At 69.6% G+C, this 16,079-nt stretch carries 14 protein-coding genes and 2 tRNA genes; 3 read left to right on the forward strand and 13 right to left on the reverse strand.

From position 1 onward, the window contains the following. Positions 1-17 precede the first annotated feature (17 nt). The 3 genes from AC1DNC_RS10115 to AC1DNC_RS10125 are packed head-to-tail and all read right to left on the reverse strand — an operon-like array spanning position 18 to position 2,222. Positions 18-1,295, reverse strand: coding sequence for an MFS transporter (locus AC1DNC_RS10115; protein WP_476862406.1), 1,278 nt, complete (start codon positions 1,293-1,295; stop codon positions 18-20). Positions 1,296-1,310: 15 nt separating this feature from the next. Continuing rightward, positions 1,311-1,748 carry a MaoC family dehydratase gene (locus AC1DNC_RS10120; RefSeq protein WP_476862407.1) on the reverse strand — a complete coding sequence of 146 codons (438 nt, stop codon included), beginning with the start codon at positions 1,746-1,748 and terminating at the stop codon, positions 1,311-1,313. A 3-nt stretch (positions 1,749-1,751) separates the two neighbouring features. Then, a complete protein-coding gene (locus tag AC1DNC_RS10125) occupies positions 1,752-2,222 on the reverse strand; it encodes an FAS1-like dehydratase domain-containing protein (protein WP_476862408.1) in 471 nt (156 codons plus the stop codon). A 147-nt stretch (positions 2,223-2,369) separates the two neighbouring features. Here AC1DNC_RS10125 and AC1DNC_RS10130 point away from each other — a divergent pair, with 147 nt between their 5' ends. Next, a complete protein-coding gene (locus AC1DNC_RS10130; RefSeq protein ID WP_476862409.1) occupies positions 2,370-2,747 on the forward strand; it encodes an ArsR/SmtB family transcription factor in 378 nt (125 codons plus the stop codon). Further along, positions 2,744-4,432, forward strand: a complete 1,689-nt coding sequence (locus AC1DNC_RS10135) for a SulP family inorganic anion transporter (protein WP_476862410.1) — start codon at positions 2,744-2,746, stop codon at positions 4,430-4,432. Before AC1DNC_RS10130 ends, AC1DNC_RS10135 begins: the two co-directional genes overlap by 4 nt. On the opposite strand, the gene AC1DNC_RS10140 is transcribed toward AC1DNC_RS10135, so the two are convergent. The 5 genes from AC1DNC_RS10140 to AC1DNC_RS10160 form a co-directional block, all read right to left on the reverse strand. After that, positions 4,422-4,646, reverse strand: coding sequence for a DUF3188 domain-containing protein (locus AC1DNC_RS10140; protein ID WP_476862411.1), 225 nt, complete (start codon positions 4,644-4,646; stop codon positions 4,422-4,424). The two genes, AC1DNC_RS10135 and AC1DNC_RS10140, sit on opposite strands and share 11 nt — an antisense overlap. 70 nt (positions 4,647-4,716) lie before the next feature. Further along, positions 4,717-5,658: a DUF2797 domain-containing protein gene (locus AC1DNC_RS10145; protein WP_476862412.1), complete on the reverse strand. Its 942-nt coding sequence runs from the start codon at positions 5,656-5,658 to the stop codon at positions 4,717-4,719. Positions 5,659-5,684: 26 nt separating this feature from the next. Continuing rightward, entirely contained in the window at positions 5,685-6,548 is an 864-nt protein-coding gene (locus AC1DNC_RS10150; protein WP_476862413.1) for an HpcH/HpaI aldolase/citrate lyase family protein, read from the reverse strand. Between the two features lie 177 nt (positions 6,549-6,725). Beyond that, entirely contained in the window at positions 6,726-7,682 is a 957-nt protein-coding gene (locus AC1DNC_RS10155; RefSeq protein ID WP_476862414.1) for an aldo/keto reductase, read from the reverse strand. After that, a complete protein-coding gene (locus AC1DNC_RS10160) occupies positions 7,679-9,385 on the reverse strand; it encodes a glycoside hydrolase family 13 protein (RefSeq protein WP_476862415.1) in 1,707 nt (568 codons plus the stop codon). Before AC1DNC_RS10160 ends, AC1DNC_RS10155 begins: the two co-directional genes overlap by 4 nt. Before the next feature lie 73 nt (positions 9,386-9,458). Here AC1DNC_RS10160 and AC1DNC_RS10165 point away from each other — a divergent pair, with 73 nt between their 5' ends. After that, positions 9,459-10,691: an ROK family protein gene (locus AC1DNC_RS10165; protein ID WP_476862416.1), complete on the forward strand. Its 1,233-nt coding sequence runs from the start codon at positions 9,459-9,461 to the stop codon at positions 10,689-10,691. A gap of 68 nt (positions 10,692-10,759) precedes the next feature. Here the strand turns inward: AC1DNC_RS10165 and AC1DNC_RS10170 are convergent, their stop codons facing one another. The 5 genes from AC1DNC_RS10170 to AC1DNC_RS10190 all read right to left on the reverse strand — a co-directional run bounded on the left by AC1DNC_RS10170 (position 10,760) and on the right by AC1DNC_RS10190 (position 15,766). Continuing rightward, positions 10,760-12,331 (reverse strand): Na+/H+ antiporter, encoded by a 1,572-nt coding sequence (locus tag AC1DNC_RS10170; RefSeq protein WP_476862417.1) that lies wholly within the window; start codon positions 12,329-12,331, stop codon positions 10,760-10,762. Positions 12,332-12,425: 94 nt separating this feature from the next. Then, complete coding sequence (locus tag AC1DNC_RS10175; RefSeq protein WP_476862418.1) at positions 12,426-13,085, reverse strand: SDR family oxidoreductase; 660 nt, start codon at positions 13,083-13,085, stop codon at positions 12,426-12,428. Positions 13,086-13,256: 171 nt separating this feature from the next. After that, positions 13,257-13,330, reverse strand: a tRNA-Met gene (locus AC1DNC_RS10180). A gap of 61 nt (positions 13,331-13,391) precedes the next feature. Next, positions 13,392-13,463, reverse strand: a tRNA-Thr gene (locus tag AC1DNC_RS10185). Between the two features lie 269 nt (positions 13,464-13,732). Continuing rightward, the gene (locus AC1DNC_RS10190) at positions 13,733-15,766 is read right to left on the reverse strand and encodes a DEAD/DEAH box helicase (RefSeq protein WP_476862419.1); all 2,034 of its coding nucleotides are present in this window, start codon (positions 15,764-15,766) and stop codon (positions 13,733-13,735) included. Positions 15,767-16,079 lie beyond the last annotated feature (313 nt).

The following is a 16,079-nucleotide window of genomic DNA, read 5'->3' on the forward strand; positions in this document are numbered from 1 at the left end:
AAGGCGCCGGGCCTGACCTAGCCGGCTTTGCGGGCCACCGGGGAGAGCAGGAAGCTGGCCACGAGCATCACCATAACGGCCAGCAGCGAGTGCAGGATGCCGACGTGCTCCGCCAGCAGGCCGAGCAGGGGCGGACCACAAAGGAAGGCACCGTAGCCGATGGTGGAGACCACGGACACGCGAGCCGCGGCCTTGACCGGGTCGTCCGCGGCGGCGGACATGCCCACCGGGAAGCCCAACGAGGCGCCAAGTCCCCAGATGGCAAGCGCCACGAAGGCCAGCCACGGCACCGGAGCGAAGACGAACAGACCCAGGCCGGCCACGGCCAGCGCCGCGCACCAGCGCATCACCGGGACCCGGCCGTAACGGTCCAGCACCACGGTGCCGGCAAAACGTCCCACGGTCATAAACGTGACGAAGAGACCGTAACCGGCCGCTCCGGCGGCGTCGGACTGGCCGTGCCCGTCCGCGAGCGCCAAGGCCACCCAGTCCCCCGCCGCGCCCTCGGCCAGGGCGAGCCCCAGCACCAGGACACCGAGCAGCAGGGTCCGGCGGTCCCGCCAGGCCTGCGCGATCTGCCGTTTGTTGTCCAGCGGTTCCTCGGGGCCCTTGGTCGCCTGGCTGATGACGGGCAGCGGTCCGGTGGAGGGGTCCTCGAAGGTGTCCGGGCCGGAGGGGGTGAACTCCTTCTGCGCCTCGAGCGGGGTGATGTCGGCACGGAACCAGTTGGCGGCCGTGGCCACGGAGCCGGCGACGAGCAGGCCGACGGCGGCCAGGTGCCAGAAGACCGGAACGCCTGCGCCGGCGGCCCAGGCCCCCACGCCGGCGCCGGCCACGGTGCCCAGGCTGAATGCGCCGTGCAGTCGCGGCATGATGTGCCGCCGCACCGCGCGCTCGACTGCTGCGCCTTCCACGTTGGAGGCGGTGTTCCAGCTGGCCGTGCCGAGGCCGACCACCACGAGTCCCGCCGCGACCGCCAGCGGGTTGACCAGGACGGACGTTCCGAAGCCGGCAAGGATGAGGCCGGCACCCACCATGATGCTGCCGATCCGGATGGTCTGTTTGGAGCCGAACCGCAGCACGATCAGCCCGGACGCGGACACCGAGACAAAGGATCCCAGCGTCATGCAGAGCAACAGCAGGCCGACGTTACCGGGCGTGAGGTCAAGGCCGTCACGGATGGCCGGCAGCCGGGACACCCAGCTGGCGAAGGCTATGCCGCTGAAGGCGTAGGCTGCCACGACGGCGTTGCGCCACCGCGTGACCTCGGCGGGCTGGGCGGTACGCACCTTCACGGCTGAGTCATCCGGTCAGGCCAGCCTGACGACGGCCTGGGCCTTCATGAGCACCTTTTGGCCGCCGGCGACGACGGTGAGGTCCACGCGGGCGGTGCCGGCATCGGCGTCGAGCGCCCCGATGGCGCCGCTGACTTCGATTACCGCACCGGCATCCGGCGTCCCGGTGGTATCCGCGACCGGGACCGGCTTGCTGAAGCGGGTCTGGAAGTCCACGACGGCGGCGGGGTCACCGGCCCAGTCGGTGACCAGCTGGACGGCGGCGCCCATCGTGAACATGCCGTGGGCGATCACACCAGGCAGGCCGACGGCCGTGGCGAAGGCTTCGTTCCAGTGGATCGGGTTGAAGTCGCCGGAGGCGCCGGCGTATTTGACGAGGTCGGTGCGGGTGACCTCGATGCTCCGGCTGCCGAGATCCTGGCCGACGGTGAGTTCTGAAAGTGTGGGGCGCATGGCTTACTGTCCCTCTCCGCGGACCAGGATGGATGAGGTGGTGGTGGCGACGGCTTCGCGGCCGCCGTCGGAATCGTAGCCGGCGAGGGCGAAGATCTCGGAGCGGGTGGTGATCATGGCGCCTCCCCCCATCGCGCGGACGCCGTCGACGTGCAGTTCGGCGACCAGGCGGTCTCCGGCGACGATCGGCCGGTGGTGGACGAAGCGCTGGTCGGCGTGGACGACACGGGAGAAGTCGATGCCGGAGTCGGGGTCTTCGATCAGCTGCGCGTCGGCGCGCTGCGCGACGATGATCGCGAACGTGGGCGGGGCCACCAGGTCGCCGTAGCCCAGCGCCTTGGCGGCGTCGACGTCGAAGTGCGCGGGGTGGGTGGCCTTGACCGCGCGCGCGAACTCGCGGATCTTCTCGCGGCCGACGTCGTACACCTCTGCGGCAGGGTAACTGCGGCCCTGCAGATCCGGATTGATAGTCATGGTTCCAGCCTAGCGCCCTGCCTCCGCGCGGCTTTCCCCGTGACGCCGCACCGGGGTCTTGCATCCAAGCGATATGATGGAAACATCAATTCATAAATCCGCAGCCCGTTGCCGCCGGGCCGCCAGCCAGGAGAGCGCAGGACCGCCGTGATTTCCGCAGCACAGACCCCCTTGTACGAAATCAAGGCCAACCTGTTCAAGGCCTTGGCCCACCCGGCACGGATCCGGGTGCTGGAACTGCTGGCGGCGGCCCCGGACACCTCGGCGCCGGTCAGCTACCTGCTGGCCGAGACCGGGCTGGAGGCCTCGCACCTGTCCCAGCACCTGGCCACGCTCCGCCGGCACCGGGTGGTGACCTCGGTCCGGACGGCCAACGCCGTGACGTACCGGCTGGCCCACCCGAAAATTGCCGAACTGCTCGCCATCGCCCGGATCTTCCTGCTGGACAGCCTGGCGGATTCCGGCGAACAGCTCCGGCTGGCGCAGGAGCTGCCGGCCGCGCCGCTCCAGGGTTCCGCGTCATGACCGCCGCGACGGCTACCGGGGCGGCACGAGGCGCCCGGGGATCCCTCACCCGGTTCCTGCCCTCCCGCCGCGACTACGACGGGCTGCGCGGCTCGTGGCGGACGGACCTGCTCTCCGGCATCACTGTGGGCATCGTTGCCCTCCCGCTGGCCCTCGCCTTCGGCGTGAGTTCCGGCGTCGGCGCGGAGGCCGGGCTCATCACCGCGGTGGTCGCAGGGCTGGTGGCTGCCGTCATGGGCGGCTCACACGTCCAGGTGTCCGGGCCCACCGGCGCCATGGTGGTGGTCCTGGCCCCCGTGGTCGCCGCGCACGGCGCCGGCAGCATCGCCCTGGTCTCCGTGCTGGCGGGACTCCTGGTCATCGTCCTCGGCATCAGCGGCCTGGGCCGGGCCGTCGCGTTTATCCCGTGGCCGGTCGTGGAGGGCTTCACCCTCGGCATCGCCGCCATCATTTTCCTCCAGCAGGTGCCCATGGCCACCGGCACAACGGGCGTGCCGGGCCACAACACCGTGCTGGCCGCCGTCGAGAGCGCCGCCAAAGCCACGGCGCCCGCTGTGCTGCAGACCCTGGCCATCGTGGCCGGCGTCGCCGCGGTCATGTTGCTGTTGCCCCGGCTGAACAAAGCCATCCCGGCCAGCCTGGCCGCGGTGCTGCTGGCCACCGTGGCCGCCGAACTGCTTGACCTGCCCATACCGCGGATCGGCGCCCTGCCGCACTCCCTGGCCGCACCCTCGCTGCCCGCACTGGACCCGGCGTCCCTGGGCGGTTTGTTCATGCCCGCCCTGTCCATCGCCATGCTCGCGGCCATCGAATCCCTGCTCTCGGCCCGGGTCGCGGCCGGCATGGTCGGCCCCGACGGCCGGCCCACCGGCACCTACAGCCCGGACCGCGAACTTACCGGCCAGGGCCTGGCGTCGGTGGCGGCAGGGTTCTTCGGCGGCATGCCCGCCACCGGGGCCATCGCCCGGACCGCCGTCAACGTCCGCTCCGGAGCGAAGACCCGGCTGGCGGCGGTGGTCCATGCCCTGGTGCTGCTGGCCATCATTTACCTCGCGGCCGGCCTGGTGGGACGGATACCGCTGGCGGCCCTGGCCGGAATCCTGATGGTCACGGCCACCCGCATGGTTTCGCGGCAGACCGTGGCGGCGGTGCTGCGCTCCACCCGCGCCGACGCCTTCGTCTTTGTCCTGACAGCGCTGATCACCGTGGCGTTCGACCTGATCGTGGCGATCGAGATCGGACTGGTCGCGGCCGCCGTATTCACGCTGCGCAAGTTCGCCTCGCTCAGTGGCGTGCAGCGCGAAGACATCCCGGGCCCTGCGGCTCCCGGCGACGGGCACATCGCCGTCCTCCGGCTGGACGGTGCCATGTTTTTCGGGGCAGCGGAGCGGGTCCTGCAGGAGATCAGCCAGGTCAAGGACATCCAGGTCGCGATCATTCGGCTCTCGCAGGTCCGGATGCTCGACGCGACCGGGGCGCACACCCTGGTCGACGTGATCTCGGCGCTGGAGCTGCGCGGGGTCACGGTGCTGCTTAAGGGCGTCCAGCCGCAGCACCTGGATCTGGTGACCAATGTCGGCGTGATCCGGTCACTGCGGCACCACAAGCACCTGTTCGATACCCTGCCGGACGCCGTGGAGCACGCCCGCAGCCACGTGGCGCGGAACGCCGCCGCTAACGCTTGAGGTTTTTCCGGATGGTCTGGCCGCGGACCACGATTCCGGCGATGTGCAGGATGAGCCCGAGCCCGATGACGGCCAGCGAGGCCAAGGCAAGGCCCTGGTTGCCCGAGTTGTTGCCGACCAGGTTGAGGATGATGCCCGCGGCAATCAGGCCCATGGCGCTGAAAACGAGCACCTTGTAGGTGGTTGACGCGGTGGCCCAGAATTCGTTCAGCACCGTGCCAGTCTACCGGTGACCGCCGCACCCTCCGCGTCCGCGGCCTACCGGCTCACCCGGCGGCAGCCCCTCAGAACAGTGCTTCCTGCACCGCAGGAACGCCGGACCCGTAATCGCCGGCTTCGATCATCCGCGCCTTCAGCTGCCCCAGGTCCACCACGAATTCCAACGCGCTGCCGTCCAGCGCCGCCAACGCGATGCTGCCGCTCAGCGAGTCGACCCGGAAGCCGTGCGCGCCGCTTGCCAGGCTGTGCGGGTAGGCGTGCCGGGCGGCCGGGGCGCAGGCCGCGTCAGCCAGGCCGGGGCGCAGCCACCGTTCATCGACGACCTCAAAGCCCTCCAGCCCGGTGCCGCGCAGGAGTTGACGGACTCCGGCCGCGATCCCGGCATTCCGGGAGTCGAGGCCGGCGCCGGGCGGCGGGTCTGTGAGTCCCGCCGCCTTCGCGGCCGCGCGGACCTGCTGCGGCAGCCCGGCGTCGCGCGTGACCAGGTCCTCCAGGATTCTCACCACCCGCCCGTCATCGGCGCGGGCGACATAGCGGGCGACGACGGCGCCCTGCTCCGCAAGCCGGTGCCACTTCCGCAGGTTCGAGGCGGTGCCCACCTTGCTGGCGCCGTTGGCGAAGGTGGCGATGTAGAGCCAGTGCGGCTGCATCAGGTAGGCGCGCAGCCCGGGCGGGACTCCCCCGCCGCGGTGGAAGTCATGGATCAGCCGGGAATCGTCCACGGCGAAGCACGGCCCGCACTGGCTGCCTCTGGCTGCTTCGGCCCCGCTCGGACAGAGGATGTGGTCCCGGTCCGCCGGGCCGTGCACCCTGTGGTGGCCCAGGCAGTGCTTGCCCGCGGCCGCGAGCCGGAACCCTAGCCGCGTCCCGGCGTCGAGCGCCACCTCGGTGAAGGCGCCCGAGTGGTCCTGCAGGCGCAGGGCCGCGGAGCCGGCGCCCGGCCGTCCAGGTGCGGCAGCGTGGCCATCCCAAAAGACCCCGTGGACCAGATAACGGGTATCGGTCACGGGGTCTCCTCGGCGTCGGGGGCCGGCTACAGGGCCGGCTGCACCCCAAAGGCTACCGCGAGCTTCATGATCTTTTCGGCGCGGCCCAGGCGCGGCAGGTCGGAGCCGTCCCGGATCACGCGGCCGTTGGCTTCAAAGTCGGCCATGAAGTCGGTGGCCCAGGCGACGTCGGACGGCGTGGGGCTGATGACCTCGTTGATCACGTGGGTCTGGTCGATCGCGAGGCAGAGTTTGCCGGTCATGCCCATCATCACCGTGATGCCGGTCTGCTCGCGCAGGATCGGGTGGTTGGTGCCGACCGTGGGGCCGTCGATCGGGCCGGGCAGGTTGCCGACGCGGCTGGCGACCACGAGCTTGGCGCGCGGGTAGGCCATGGCTTCCGGGGTGGCGGCCATGCCGGTGTCGCGGCGGAAGTCACCGGAGCCGAAGGCCAGCCGGAACGCGCCCTGGGCCTTGGCGATGTGGTTGGCTTCCTCGATGCCGACGGCGGATTCGACCAGCGGAATCACCGGGGTCTTACCGTCCATGCGGTGGAAGCTCTCGGTGACCTGGTCGGCGGATTCGGTTTTGGCGAGCATGACGCCCAGCAGGCCGGGGGTGCCGCGCAGGCCGGCGAGGTCGTCGGCCCAGAAGGGGCTCGTGGCGTCGTTGATCCGGACCCAGGCGCTGCCGCCTGCGGTCAGCCAGTCCACGACGTGCTCGCGGGCTGCGTCCTTCTGGGAGGGATCCACCGCGTCTTCGATGTCCAGAATGATGGCATCCGCGCGGGACTCCGCGGACTGTCCAAAGAGTTCCGGCTTCATGGCGTTGACCAGCAGCCAGGAGCGGGCGATTTCGGCCGGGACGTTGCGCTGGGGCCGGACAATCCCGGCGGTGGTGGTAGAGGTCATGCCTCTACGCTAGCCGCCCGGGGCCACCCGCCGCCAAGTAATACACCCGTTAAGGGCGACCAATACGACCAAAATCACGTCCGCGCCCCAACTGGCTCGCAGTTGTTGTCGTTTAGAGGGCTGAGAACGACAACAACTGCGAGCCAGTTGGGGGTGGGTCTGTGGGCGGGTGCGCGGCTAGGGGATGTTGCTGCCCCGGGCCGTGATCCAGAGCCGGTACCACTCGGCCCGCGTCATGGCCGCGGCCACCTCGCCCGCGCCGGAGCAGGCCCGGATCCGGTCCGGTTTGGCGGTGCCTATCACGGGGGCGATTCCGGCCGGGTGTTTCATCAGCCAGCCCAGCAGCACGGCCTCGGCCGTGACACCCTTCGCGGCGGCCATCTCGGCCACGAGTTCGGCGGTGGCCGCCTCCGCCGCACTTGGATTCTCGGCGGGCGCCCCCGTGTAGAGCCCGCGGGACAGTGCGCCGTAGGCCTGCAGGGTGATGCCGTGCCGGACGCAGTGCTCCACGGTGCCGTGCGGGAAGCTGTAATCAGTGCCCTCGGCATGGTTGACCAGCACTGTGCTCTCCAGCCAGGCCCGCGCGGACAGGCTCATCTCCAGCTGGTTGGCGACCACCGGCACCTCAAGCCGGTCCTGCAGCAGCTCGATCTGCGGCGCGGACATGTTGGACACACCCACCGCCCGGACCTTGCCCTCGGCCATGAGCTGCGAAACGGCGGATGCCACCTCGGCCGGATCCAGCAGCGGGTCCGGCCGGTGCAGCATCAGCACATCGACGTAGTCGGTCCGCAGCCGGGCCAGGCTCTCGTTGACGCGCTCCAGGATGCCGTCCCGGCTCAGGTCGTAGAACGCCTCCAGCCCCTGCTCGCCGAGCCGGATGCCGCACTTGGTCTGCAGCCGGATCCGCTCGCGCAGCCCCGGGGTCTGCGCCAGGACCTCGCCGAACACCGCCTCGGCCTTGCCGCTGCGGTAAATGTCGGCGTGGTCGAACAGGGTGATGCCGGCGTCCAGGGCGGCGTCGACGGCGGCAGCCGCCTCGTACACGTGCGCGGACGAGTACGGCTCCGCCGACCAGCTGCCACCCAGGCCCATGCAGCCGTAGATCAGTTCCTGGGTAGGCGCGGCGCTCACCGAAGCCAAACGGTGGTGTTGCCCGGGAGCAGCTGCCCGTCCAGCGGGCCGCTGCTGACCAGCACCTCGCCGGCCGGGAGCTCGACGGCGTCGTCCCCGAAGTTGGTCACGGACTGCCAGCCGCCGTGGCGGCGGAAGTGCAGGACGCTGGCGTGGCCGGCGTCCAGCCATTCCAGTTCCTCGGAGGTCTGCAGTTCGCGGCGCAACTTCAGTGCCTTGCGGTAGAACTCCAGCGTGGAGCCTTCGATTCCGTCCTGGGCGGCCACGGCGTAGCGGCTGAACCACTCCGGCTGCGGCAGGTGGGCGCCGCCGTCGCCGAAGCCGAAGGAGGATCCCTCCGGGGCCCAGGGCAGCGGCACCCGGCAGCCGTCGCGGCCGATCTCGACGCCCTTGTTGCGGAAGAAGGTGGGGTCCTGGCGGTCCGCGTCCGGAATCTCGGCGACCTCCTGCAGGCCCAGCTCCTCGCCCTGGTACAGGTAGGCGGAGCCGGGCAGCGCCAGCATCAGCAGGGTCGCGGCACGGGCGCGGCGCAGCCCGAGTTCGACGTCCAGCTCCTCTGCCGGGGCGCCGGCCAGCAGCCAGCCCTTGCCGTCCTGGCCCTTGGCATGCTTGCCGCCGCCCTTGGGCAGGCCGTAGCGGGTGGCGTGCCGGACGACGTCGTGGTTGGAGAACACCCAGGTGGACGACGCGCCGGACTCGGTGGCCTCGGCGAGGTTGCGGGTGATGATCTCGCGGAACTCGTCGGCGTCGAAGTCGGCCTGCAGCAGGTCAAAGTTGAAGGCCTGGCCCAGTCCCTCGGGGCTGGCATAGCGGGCGCGGCGCGACGCGTGCACCCAGGCCTCGGCGACGGCGGTGCGCGGCGGGTTGTATTCGTTGAAGACCTCGCGCCACTCGACGTAGATCTCGTGCACCTCGTCGCGGTCCCAGAACGGGTGCGAGCCGTCGTCGAAGCCGTCGGTGCCGCTGTTGGCCTCGCTCAGTTCGACCTTGGACAGCAGGGGTTCGGTCAGGTCCTTGGTGAGGGCGTGCGCTACGTCGACGCGGAAGCCGTCCACACCGCGGTCGGACCAGAAGCGCAGCGTCTTGAGGAAGTCGTCGCGGATCTCGCGGTTGGACCAGTTCAGGTCCGGCTGTTCCTTGGCGAAGATGTGCATGTACCACTGGCCGGGGGTGCCGTCGGGTTCGGTGATGCGCTCCCAGGCCGGGCCGCCGAAGACGGACTCCCAGTCCGACGGCGGGATCTCGCCGTTTTGCCCAAGCCCATCACGGAAGATGTAGCGCTCGCGGGCGGCCGAGCCTCGGGGGGACGCGAGGGCTTCCTTAAACCATTCGTGCCGGTTGGAGGAGTGGTTCGGGACGATGTCCGCGATCAGCTTGATGCCGGCGGCGTGCAGCGCGGCCGACATCTCATCGAAGTCGGTCAGGGTGCCGAGCTTCGGGTCGACGTCGCGGTAATCGTCGACGTCGTAGCCGCCGTCAGCGAGGGCGGAGGGATAGAACGGGGAGAGCCAGACGGCGTCGATCCCGAGTGCCTTCAGGTACGGGACCTTGGCGGTGATGCCCTTGATGTCGCCCAGGCCGTCACCGTTGGAGTCGGCGAAGCTGCGCGGGTAGATCTGGTACACGGACGCCTGGCGCCACCAGTTGGGGTCGGCGGCGAGGTCGGAACCGGACAGGGTTGCCAGCGTGGCGGTGTTCGACAAGATAAGTCCTTCGGGCTGGGGTGCGATGTCTGACGAAAGCGGTCTCTGATAATTTAGATACAAGCTAAATATAATGCCGGTTCAATTATGGGTCCGCGCTCACAGGGAGGTCAAGATTCCAAAGAAGCCGCAGGGCGCCGCGACCCCTCAACTGCTGCGCCGGGTCAACGCCCAGGCCGTGCTGGCGGCCATCCGGAGCACCGAGGTGGCCACCGGCACGGAGCTGATGGCGGGTACCGGGCTCACCCGTGCCTCGGTGATCGCCGTCTGTGAGGACCTGATCCGGCGCGGCTGGATCAGGGAACTCGGCGCCCCGGCCAAGGACACTCCCGCCGCCGGGAGCCCGCAGAAGGGCCGGCCGGCGCGGCGTTTCGAGCTCCGGGCGCGGGCCGGCGTGGTCCTCGGCATCGACATCGGCGCCGCCACCACCACCGCGGCCGTCGCGGATCTCCGGGGCACGGTCCTCGGCAGCGCCAGCGGCAGTTTCCGTGCCGCGGACATCCCCGCCGCCGAGCGGGTCGACGTCGTGGACCGGACCTGCCGGCAGGCACTGGAGGCCGCCGGCGAGGTGCCGGCCAAGGTGCTCGCCGTGGGCGCCGGGATCGCCGCACCGGTGGACCGAGGCGGCAAGGTCCTGGCGGCCCAGCACTTCTGGAGCCTGTTCGACGTCGGCCTCCGCTCGGCCCTGCAGGAGCTGCACGGCTGGACCGTACTGCTGGAGAACGATGCCAACCTGGCCGCGCTCGGGGAACGCTGGCGCGGCTCCGGCGCCGGCGTCGACGACCTGGTGGTGCTGCTGGCCGGCGAGCGGCTCGGCGCAGGCGTGCTGGAATCCGGACGCCTGCTGCACGGCCGCGGCGGCGGTGCCGGCGAAATGGGATTCCTGGACATGGTTGAGGGCGTCGGGTCCAGCGACGGCATCGCGAGCCTGGCCCGGCAGTGGCAGGCCTCCGACGGCGGACCCGCAGCCGGCGGCGAGGCAAGTGCCCGGCGCGTCTTTGAGGATGCAGCCGCCGGGGACTCCGCGGCCCTGGCCATCCTGGACCGGCTTTCGGAACGGATGGCCCGGGTGATCGCCGCCGTTGCCAGCCTGCTCAACCCGGAGCAGGTGGTGATCGGCGGCGCCGTCGCGGATTCGGCCGGCGCTCTGGTCCCCGGCATCACCTCCGCGCTGCCGCGTTTCACCGCAACTCCCCCGCGCGTCACGGCCTCCCCGCTGGGCGACAGGATCGTCACCGTAGGCGCCATCCGGCACGCCCTGGACTTCGTCGAAGCCAACGCCCTGGAACTGGAACTGGCCCGCTGACCGGGTGCCCGCGGGCTGACTCTTAGCTGGGTCTTAGCTGTGCCCCGGCCGGATCCGTTCCGGGGAAGTTACTCCGGCATGATCATGGTGCGCAGATCCAGCTGCCGCAGCACCCGGTCCGCGACCTCGGGGTCCATGTCGGGTTCATTCCGGGCAGCCACGACCTCCTGACGCGCCGCGTCCAGCGCGATTGTCTGGACGGCGATGGCCAGCTCGCGGCCCCGCTTGCGTTTCTCGGTGACACTCTCGTTCCGCAGGCTGCCGTCCAGGAGTTCGGCGTGCAGCCGTGTCATCTTCTCCTTGACCAGGGCCACCTTTTCCTGCGGCAGTTCCTTCATGAACTCGTTGTCCTTCAGCGCCGCGATGGCTGCCTGCTGGGCCCGGGAGGCCAGCAGCCGGGCGGCGTCGCGCTCCACGGAGCCGTCCTCGGAGGCTTTCAGGACCCGCATCAGCCAGGGCAGGGTCAGGCCCGGCAGCACGAGGGTGGCCAGCAGCACCGCGCATGCAATCACCAGCAGCTCGCTGCGGGCCGGGAACGGGGACCCGTCGGCCAAGGTGACCGGTAAAGCCAGCGCCAGTGCCAACGTCGCCAGGCCGCGCATCCCGCACCAGGAGAGGATCAGGACTTCCTTGGCGGAGGTGGGGCGCAGCGTGTTCTTCGAGCTCCGGGCCAGGCCGGACATCATCGCCAGCCAGCCGAAGCGCACGGCGAACACCAGTACGCAGACCACGGCGGCTGTCCCTGCCATGCCGAAGACGGCGGTACCTTCCTCGCGGATGACCTGCCGGATCTCCAGTCCCACCAGCCCGAAGGCGAGACCGGTGGCGAGCAGTTCCACCACGTCCCAGAAGGCTGTGCGGGTGACGCGTTCGGCGGCGTCCTCGGGCCGTGAATGCCGCTTGATCTCCAGCGCGGTAACGACGACGGCGATCACGCCCGAGGCATGGAGCTCCTCGCCAAGGATGTAGGCGGCGAACGGTACCACCAGCGTCACGGCGCTGCGGGCCACCATCGACTGCACCAACCGCGTGATCAGGCTCGTCAGCCAGCCCATGCCGATCCCGATTCCGACCGCCAGTGCGGCGCCGAGCACGAACTGCAAGACGACGCCGGGCCCGATCTTGGTGCCGGAGACCGAGGCCGCGACGGCGGCCTGGAAGATGACGATGGCCGCCGCGTCGTTGAAGAGGCCCTCGCTCTGCAGGACCGTGATGAGCCGCCGCGGCATGTGGACCCGCCCTGCGATCGAGTCCACCGCCACCGGGTCCGGCGGCGCCACCATGGCGCCGAGGGCTATCGCGGCCGGGATGCCGATCCCCGGGATCATGAGCCAGGCTGCGCCGGCCACGACCGCGGTGGAGACCACGACGAGGGCGACGGCGAGCATCAGAAGGGTGCGCCAGCGGACCCGGAAGACGGCCCAGGAACTGCGCTGCGCGGTCGCGAACAGCAACGGCGGCAGGAAGATGGGCAGGATGAGCTCGGGCGCGATGTCCATCTCCGGAAAGCCCGGGATGAAGGTCAGCGAGGCGGCCAGGATCAGCATCAGGACCGGGTACGGCAGGCGGAGCCGGTCGCCGATGCCGACGGCCACCACCGTGGCGAGGAGTAGTCCGACGATAAGGGCCAGCTGGTCCATGGGCTCTCTTTCCCCGGGCATTTAGGGCGGCCAGGACCCGGTCAATAATGCGCTGGCCGCCCCACCACCCTATCGGGGTGTCAGAGCTCGGAAACTAACTCCCCGTCTGCAGCGCTGCGGCGAGCGGCAGGGTTCCGTCGCGGAACTCGATGGTCCGGCCGGCGGTCTGCGGCAGGCCCAGCACCGCGGCGGCGACGAGGGCCACATTGGAACGCGAGGTGTCGGTGCCGTCTGAAGTATCCGAGGGGTTGACGTCGAGCAAGCCGTTGCCCGGGCCGTCCGTCAGGGATCCCGGGCCCAGGATGGTCCATTCCAGGCCGCTGCCGCGCAGGTGCGCGTCCGCGGCGGCCTTGGCCTCGGCGTAGGCGTAGAACCCGTTGTCCTCGGGGACGCCGTGGTCCGGCCCGGCGCCGAGGTAGGAGACCATGACGTAGCGCCGGACACCGGCCTGGTCCGCCGCGTCCATCGAGCGGATAGCCGCGTCCCGGTCCACGGCGTAGGTGCGTTCCGGGCTGCCGCCGCCCGCGCCGGCGGACCAGACCACGGCGTCGTGGCCCTCCAGCGCCGCGGCGATCTCCGCCGTCGTCGAGTTCTCCACGTCAAGGACCAGCGGGGTGGCGCCGGTGGCGGCCACGTCGTCGCGATGGTCCGGGTTGCGGATGATGGACGTAACGTCTGCCCCGTCCTTGGAGAGGATGCCGGACAGTTCCAAAGCCACTTTTCCGTGGCCGCCGATGATTGCGATTCGCGTCATCGTCCCATTCTGTCCCAAGCGTGCCGGCCCCGCACCCCCGGCGCCGCCCTCCGGCCCGTTTGCTCTCTCACCTAGGGTTGTTCTCAGGGCCTCGGAAGAGCCACAAGTGAGAGAGCAACGCGGGGGTTAAAACAAAAGGACCCCGCAGGCTGGGCCTGCGGGGTCATTCTGTAGCGGCGGGGAGGCTCGATCTCCCGACCTCACGATTATGAGTCGTGCGCTCTAACCAACTGAGCTACGCCGCCACGAATGAGAAAAACCTGCGCCAAGCCGGTCAAAACCGCCTTGACGCAGGCCCTCATTCAGAGCCCCCCACCGGAATCGATCCGGTGACCTCGTTCTTACCAAGAACGCGCTCTACCACTGAGCTAGGGGGGCAACGAGTAAATACTCTACCGGAAGATTCGGCTCCCAACAAATCGGCCAGCCAACGGCTCCGCCCGGCCTAAAATCCCCGCGATTCCGGGGCTATCCGGGGACTTCCGCACTCCCCCGCGGCCCGTTCCGCCGGACACCCGTGAACGGATGTGACGAAGCCGACTCGCGGGCCCGGCGCGTGATCGAAACCGGGATCGGGACGGCCTTAAAGCAGAACAGGCCGGCTCGAAAAGAGCCGGCCTGTTCTGCCGCTGCCTAGGAGCTAGCGACTACCACTTGTTGCGGGGCTTGAAGCCGCCTTCGTGGCGCGGCTTGCGGGTGTCGGAGCCGACGCCGCGCTCGTTGCGGTCACTGAAGGAGCGGCCGCCGCGGTCCGCGGAGGAACGCTCGCCGTCGTTCTTGCGGAACTCGCGCTTGAAGCCGCCGTTGCCCTTGAAGTTGCCGCTGCCGCCGGAGTAACCGCCGCGGTCGCCGCTACGGTTGCCCTGGTAGGCGCCGCGGTCACCGGAAGGCTTGCGGCCGTTGTCCAGCTCGAGGTGGATCAGCTCGCCGCCGATCCGGGTGCGGGACAGTGCGCGCAGCTGCTCGGGGCTCAGGTCCGCCGGGAGTTCCACGAGGGAGTGGTCCGAACGGATGTCGATGCCGCCGATCTGGGCCGAGGAGATGCCGCCCTCGTTGGCGATGGCACCCACGATGGAGCCCGGCATGACGCGCTGGCGGCGTCCGACGGCGATCCTGTAGGTGGCGTTGCCTTCGGTCAGCTGGCGGGTCGGGCCGCGGGAGCCGAAACCGTCCTTGGAGCGCTCGCGCTTCTGGAATTCCGGAGCGGCCGGCAGTTCCTTGACCAGAAGCGGCTGTCCGCCCTGCGCCATGACCGCCAGTGCGGCGGCAATCTCGGCGGCCGGGACGTTGTGCTCTTCCTCGTAGGAGGCGATCAGGTCACGGAACGCCGCGACGTCCTCGGACTCGAGGGTCTCCGTGATCTTCTCCGCGAACTTGCCCAGGCGCAGGGTGTTGACCGTCTCGGCGGTGGGCAGGTGCATCTGCTCGACCGGCTGGCGAGTGGCCTTTTCGATCGAACGCAGCAGGTACTTCTCCCGCGGCGTCATGAACAGGATCGCGTCGCCGGAGCGGCCCGCGCGGCCGGTGCGGCCGATGCGGTGCACGTAGGACTCGGTGTCGTGCGGGATGTCGTAGTTGATCACGTGGCTGATGCGCTCCACGTCGAGGCCGCGGGCGGCGACGTCGGTGGCGACCAGGATGTCGATCCGGCCTTCCTTGAGCGCGTCGACGGTGCGTTCACGCTGCTGCTGCGGGATGTCGCCATTGATGGCGGCAGCCTGGAAGCCCCGGGCGCGGAGCTTGTCGGCGAGGTCCTCGGTGGCCATCTTGGTGCGGACGAAGGCGATCACGCCGTCGAACTCTTCGACCTCGAGGATGCGGGTCATGGCGTCGAGCTTGTGCGGGCCCATGACCTGCAGGTAGCGCTGGCGGGTGTTGGCGCCGGTGGTGGTCTTGGACTTGACCTGCACCTCGGCCGGGTTGTTCAGGTACTGCTTGGACATCCGGCGGATCTGGCCCGGCATGGTGGCGGAGAACAGTGCAACCTGGCGGCCCTCGGGGGTCTGCTGGAAGATCTGCTCCACGTCATCGGCGAAGCCCATGCGCAGCATCTCGTCGGCCTCATCCAGCACAAGGTACTGGAGTTCGGACAGGTCGAGGGAGCCCTTGGCGATGTGGTCGATCACGCGGCCGGGGGTACCGACGACAACCTGGGCGCCGCGGCGCAAGCCGGCCAGCTGGGGACCGTAGGCGGAACCGCCGTAGACCGGCAGGACGGTGAAGTCGTCGATGTGCTTGGCGTAGGAGGTGAAGGCCTCGGCAACCTGGAGGGCCAGCTCGCGGGTGGGAGCCAGGACCAGGGCCTGGGTCTTGCGGGACGGGCCGTTCAGGTCGTGGAGCTCGGCCAGGCGGGACAGCGCCGGCACTGCGAATGCTGCAGTCTTACCGGTACCGGTCTGGGCCAGGCCCACGACGTCGCGGCCTTCGAGCAGCAGCGGGATGGTTGCGGCCTGGATCGGGGACGGCTTCTCGTAGCCGACGTCCTGCAGGGCCGCGAGGACACGGGCGTCGATGCCGAGGTCGACGAAGCGGAGGCCGGTTTCGTCGTCGCCGCTGGTGTCAGCGGCCTTCTCGGCGTCGTTCGCGGTGGTGTTTGCTGCCGCTGCGGCAGCCGTTTCGGTGATCTCGACGTCGGCCTGGGTGTTTTCGGTGTCGACGGAGTTGTTCTGATTTTCGGGCATAGGGGAATCTTCCTCATCCATAGGGGCCAGGCGGCACAACCCGAGGTGAGCGGAGCCGCAGTACGCGTGACACAAGTTGCCGGGCATACGTTGACCGGCCGGTCACATAGAAGTCCGGCGCTTTCGCAATCCCGTGGCAGGACTTCCCGCTGCAACTCTTGGCTGCTATCCCAGCAGTCTGTACAGCGTTTTCTTTAGCCGGCTCTCCCTATGAAAATGCCCGCATCACATTTGCGGGCCCCAACACTTACCAGTCCTGCCTCAAAAATTGGGCAGGAATAAGGGATTTCCGGAGTGGGGGATGTTTCCAGTG

The organism is Arthrobacter sp. 01N442 (assembly GCF_056399345.1).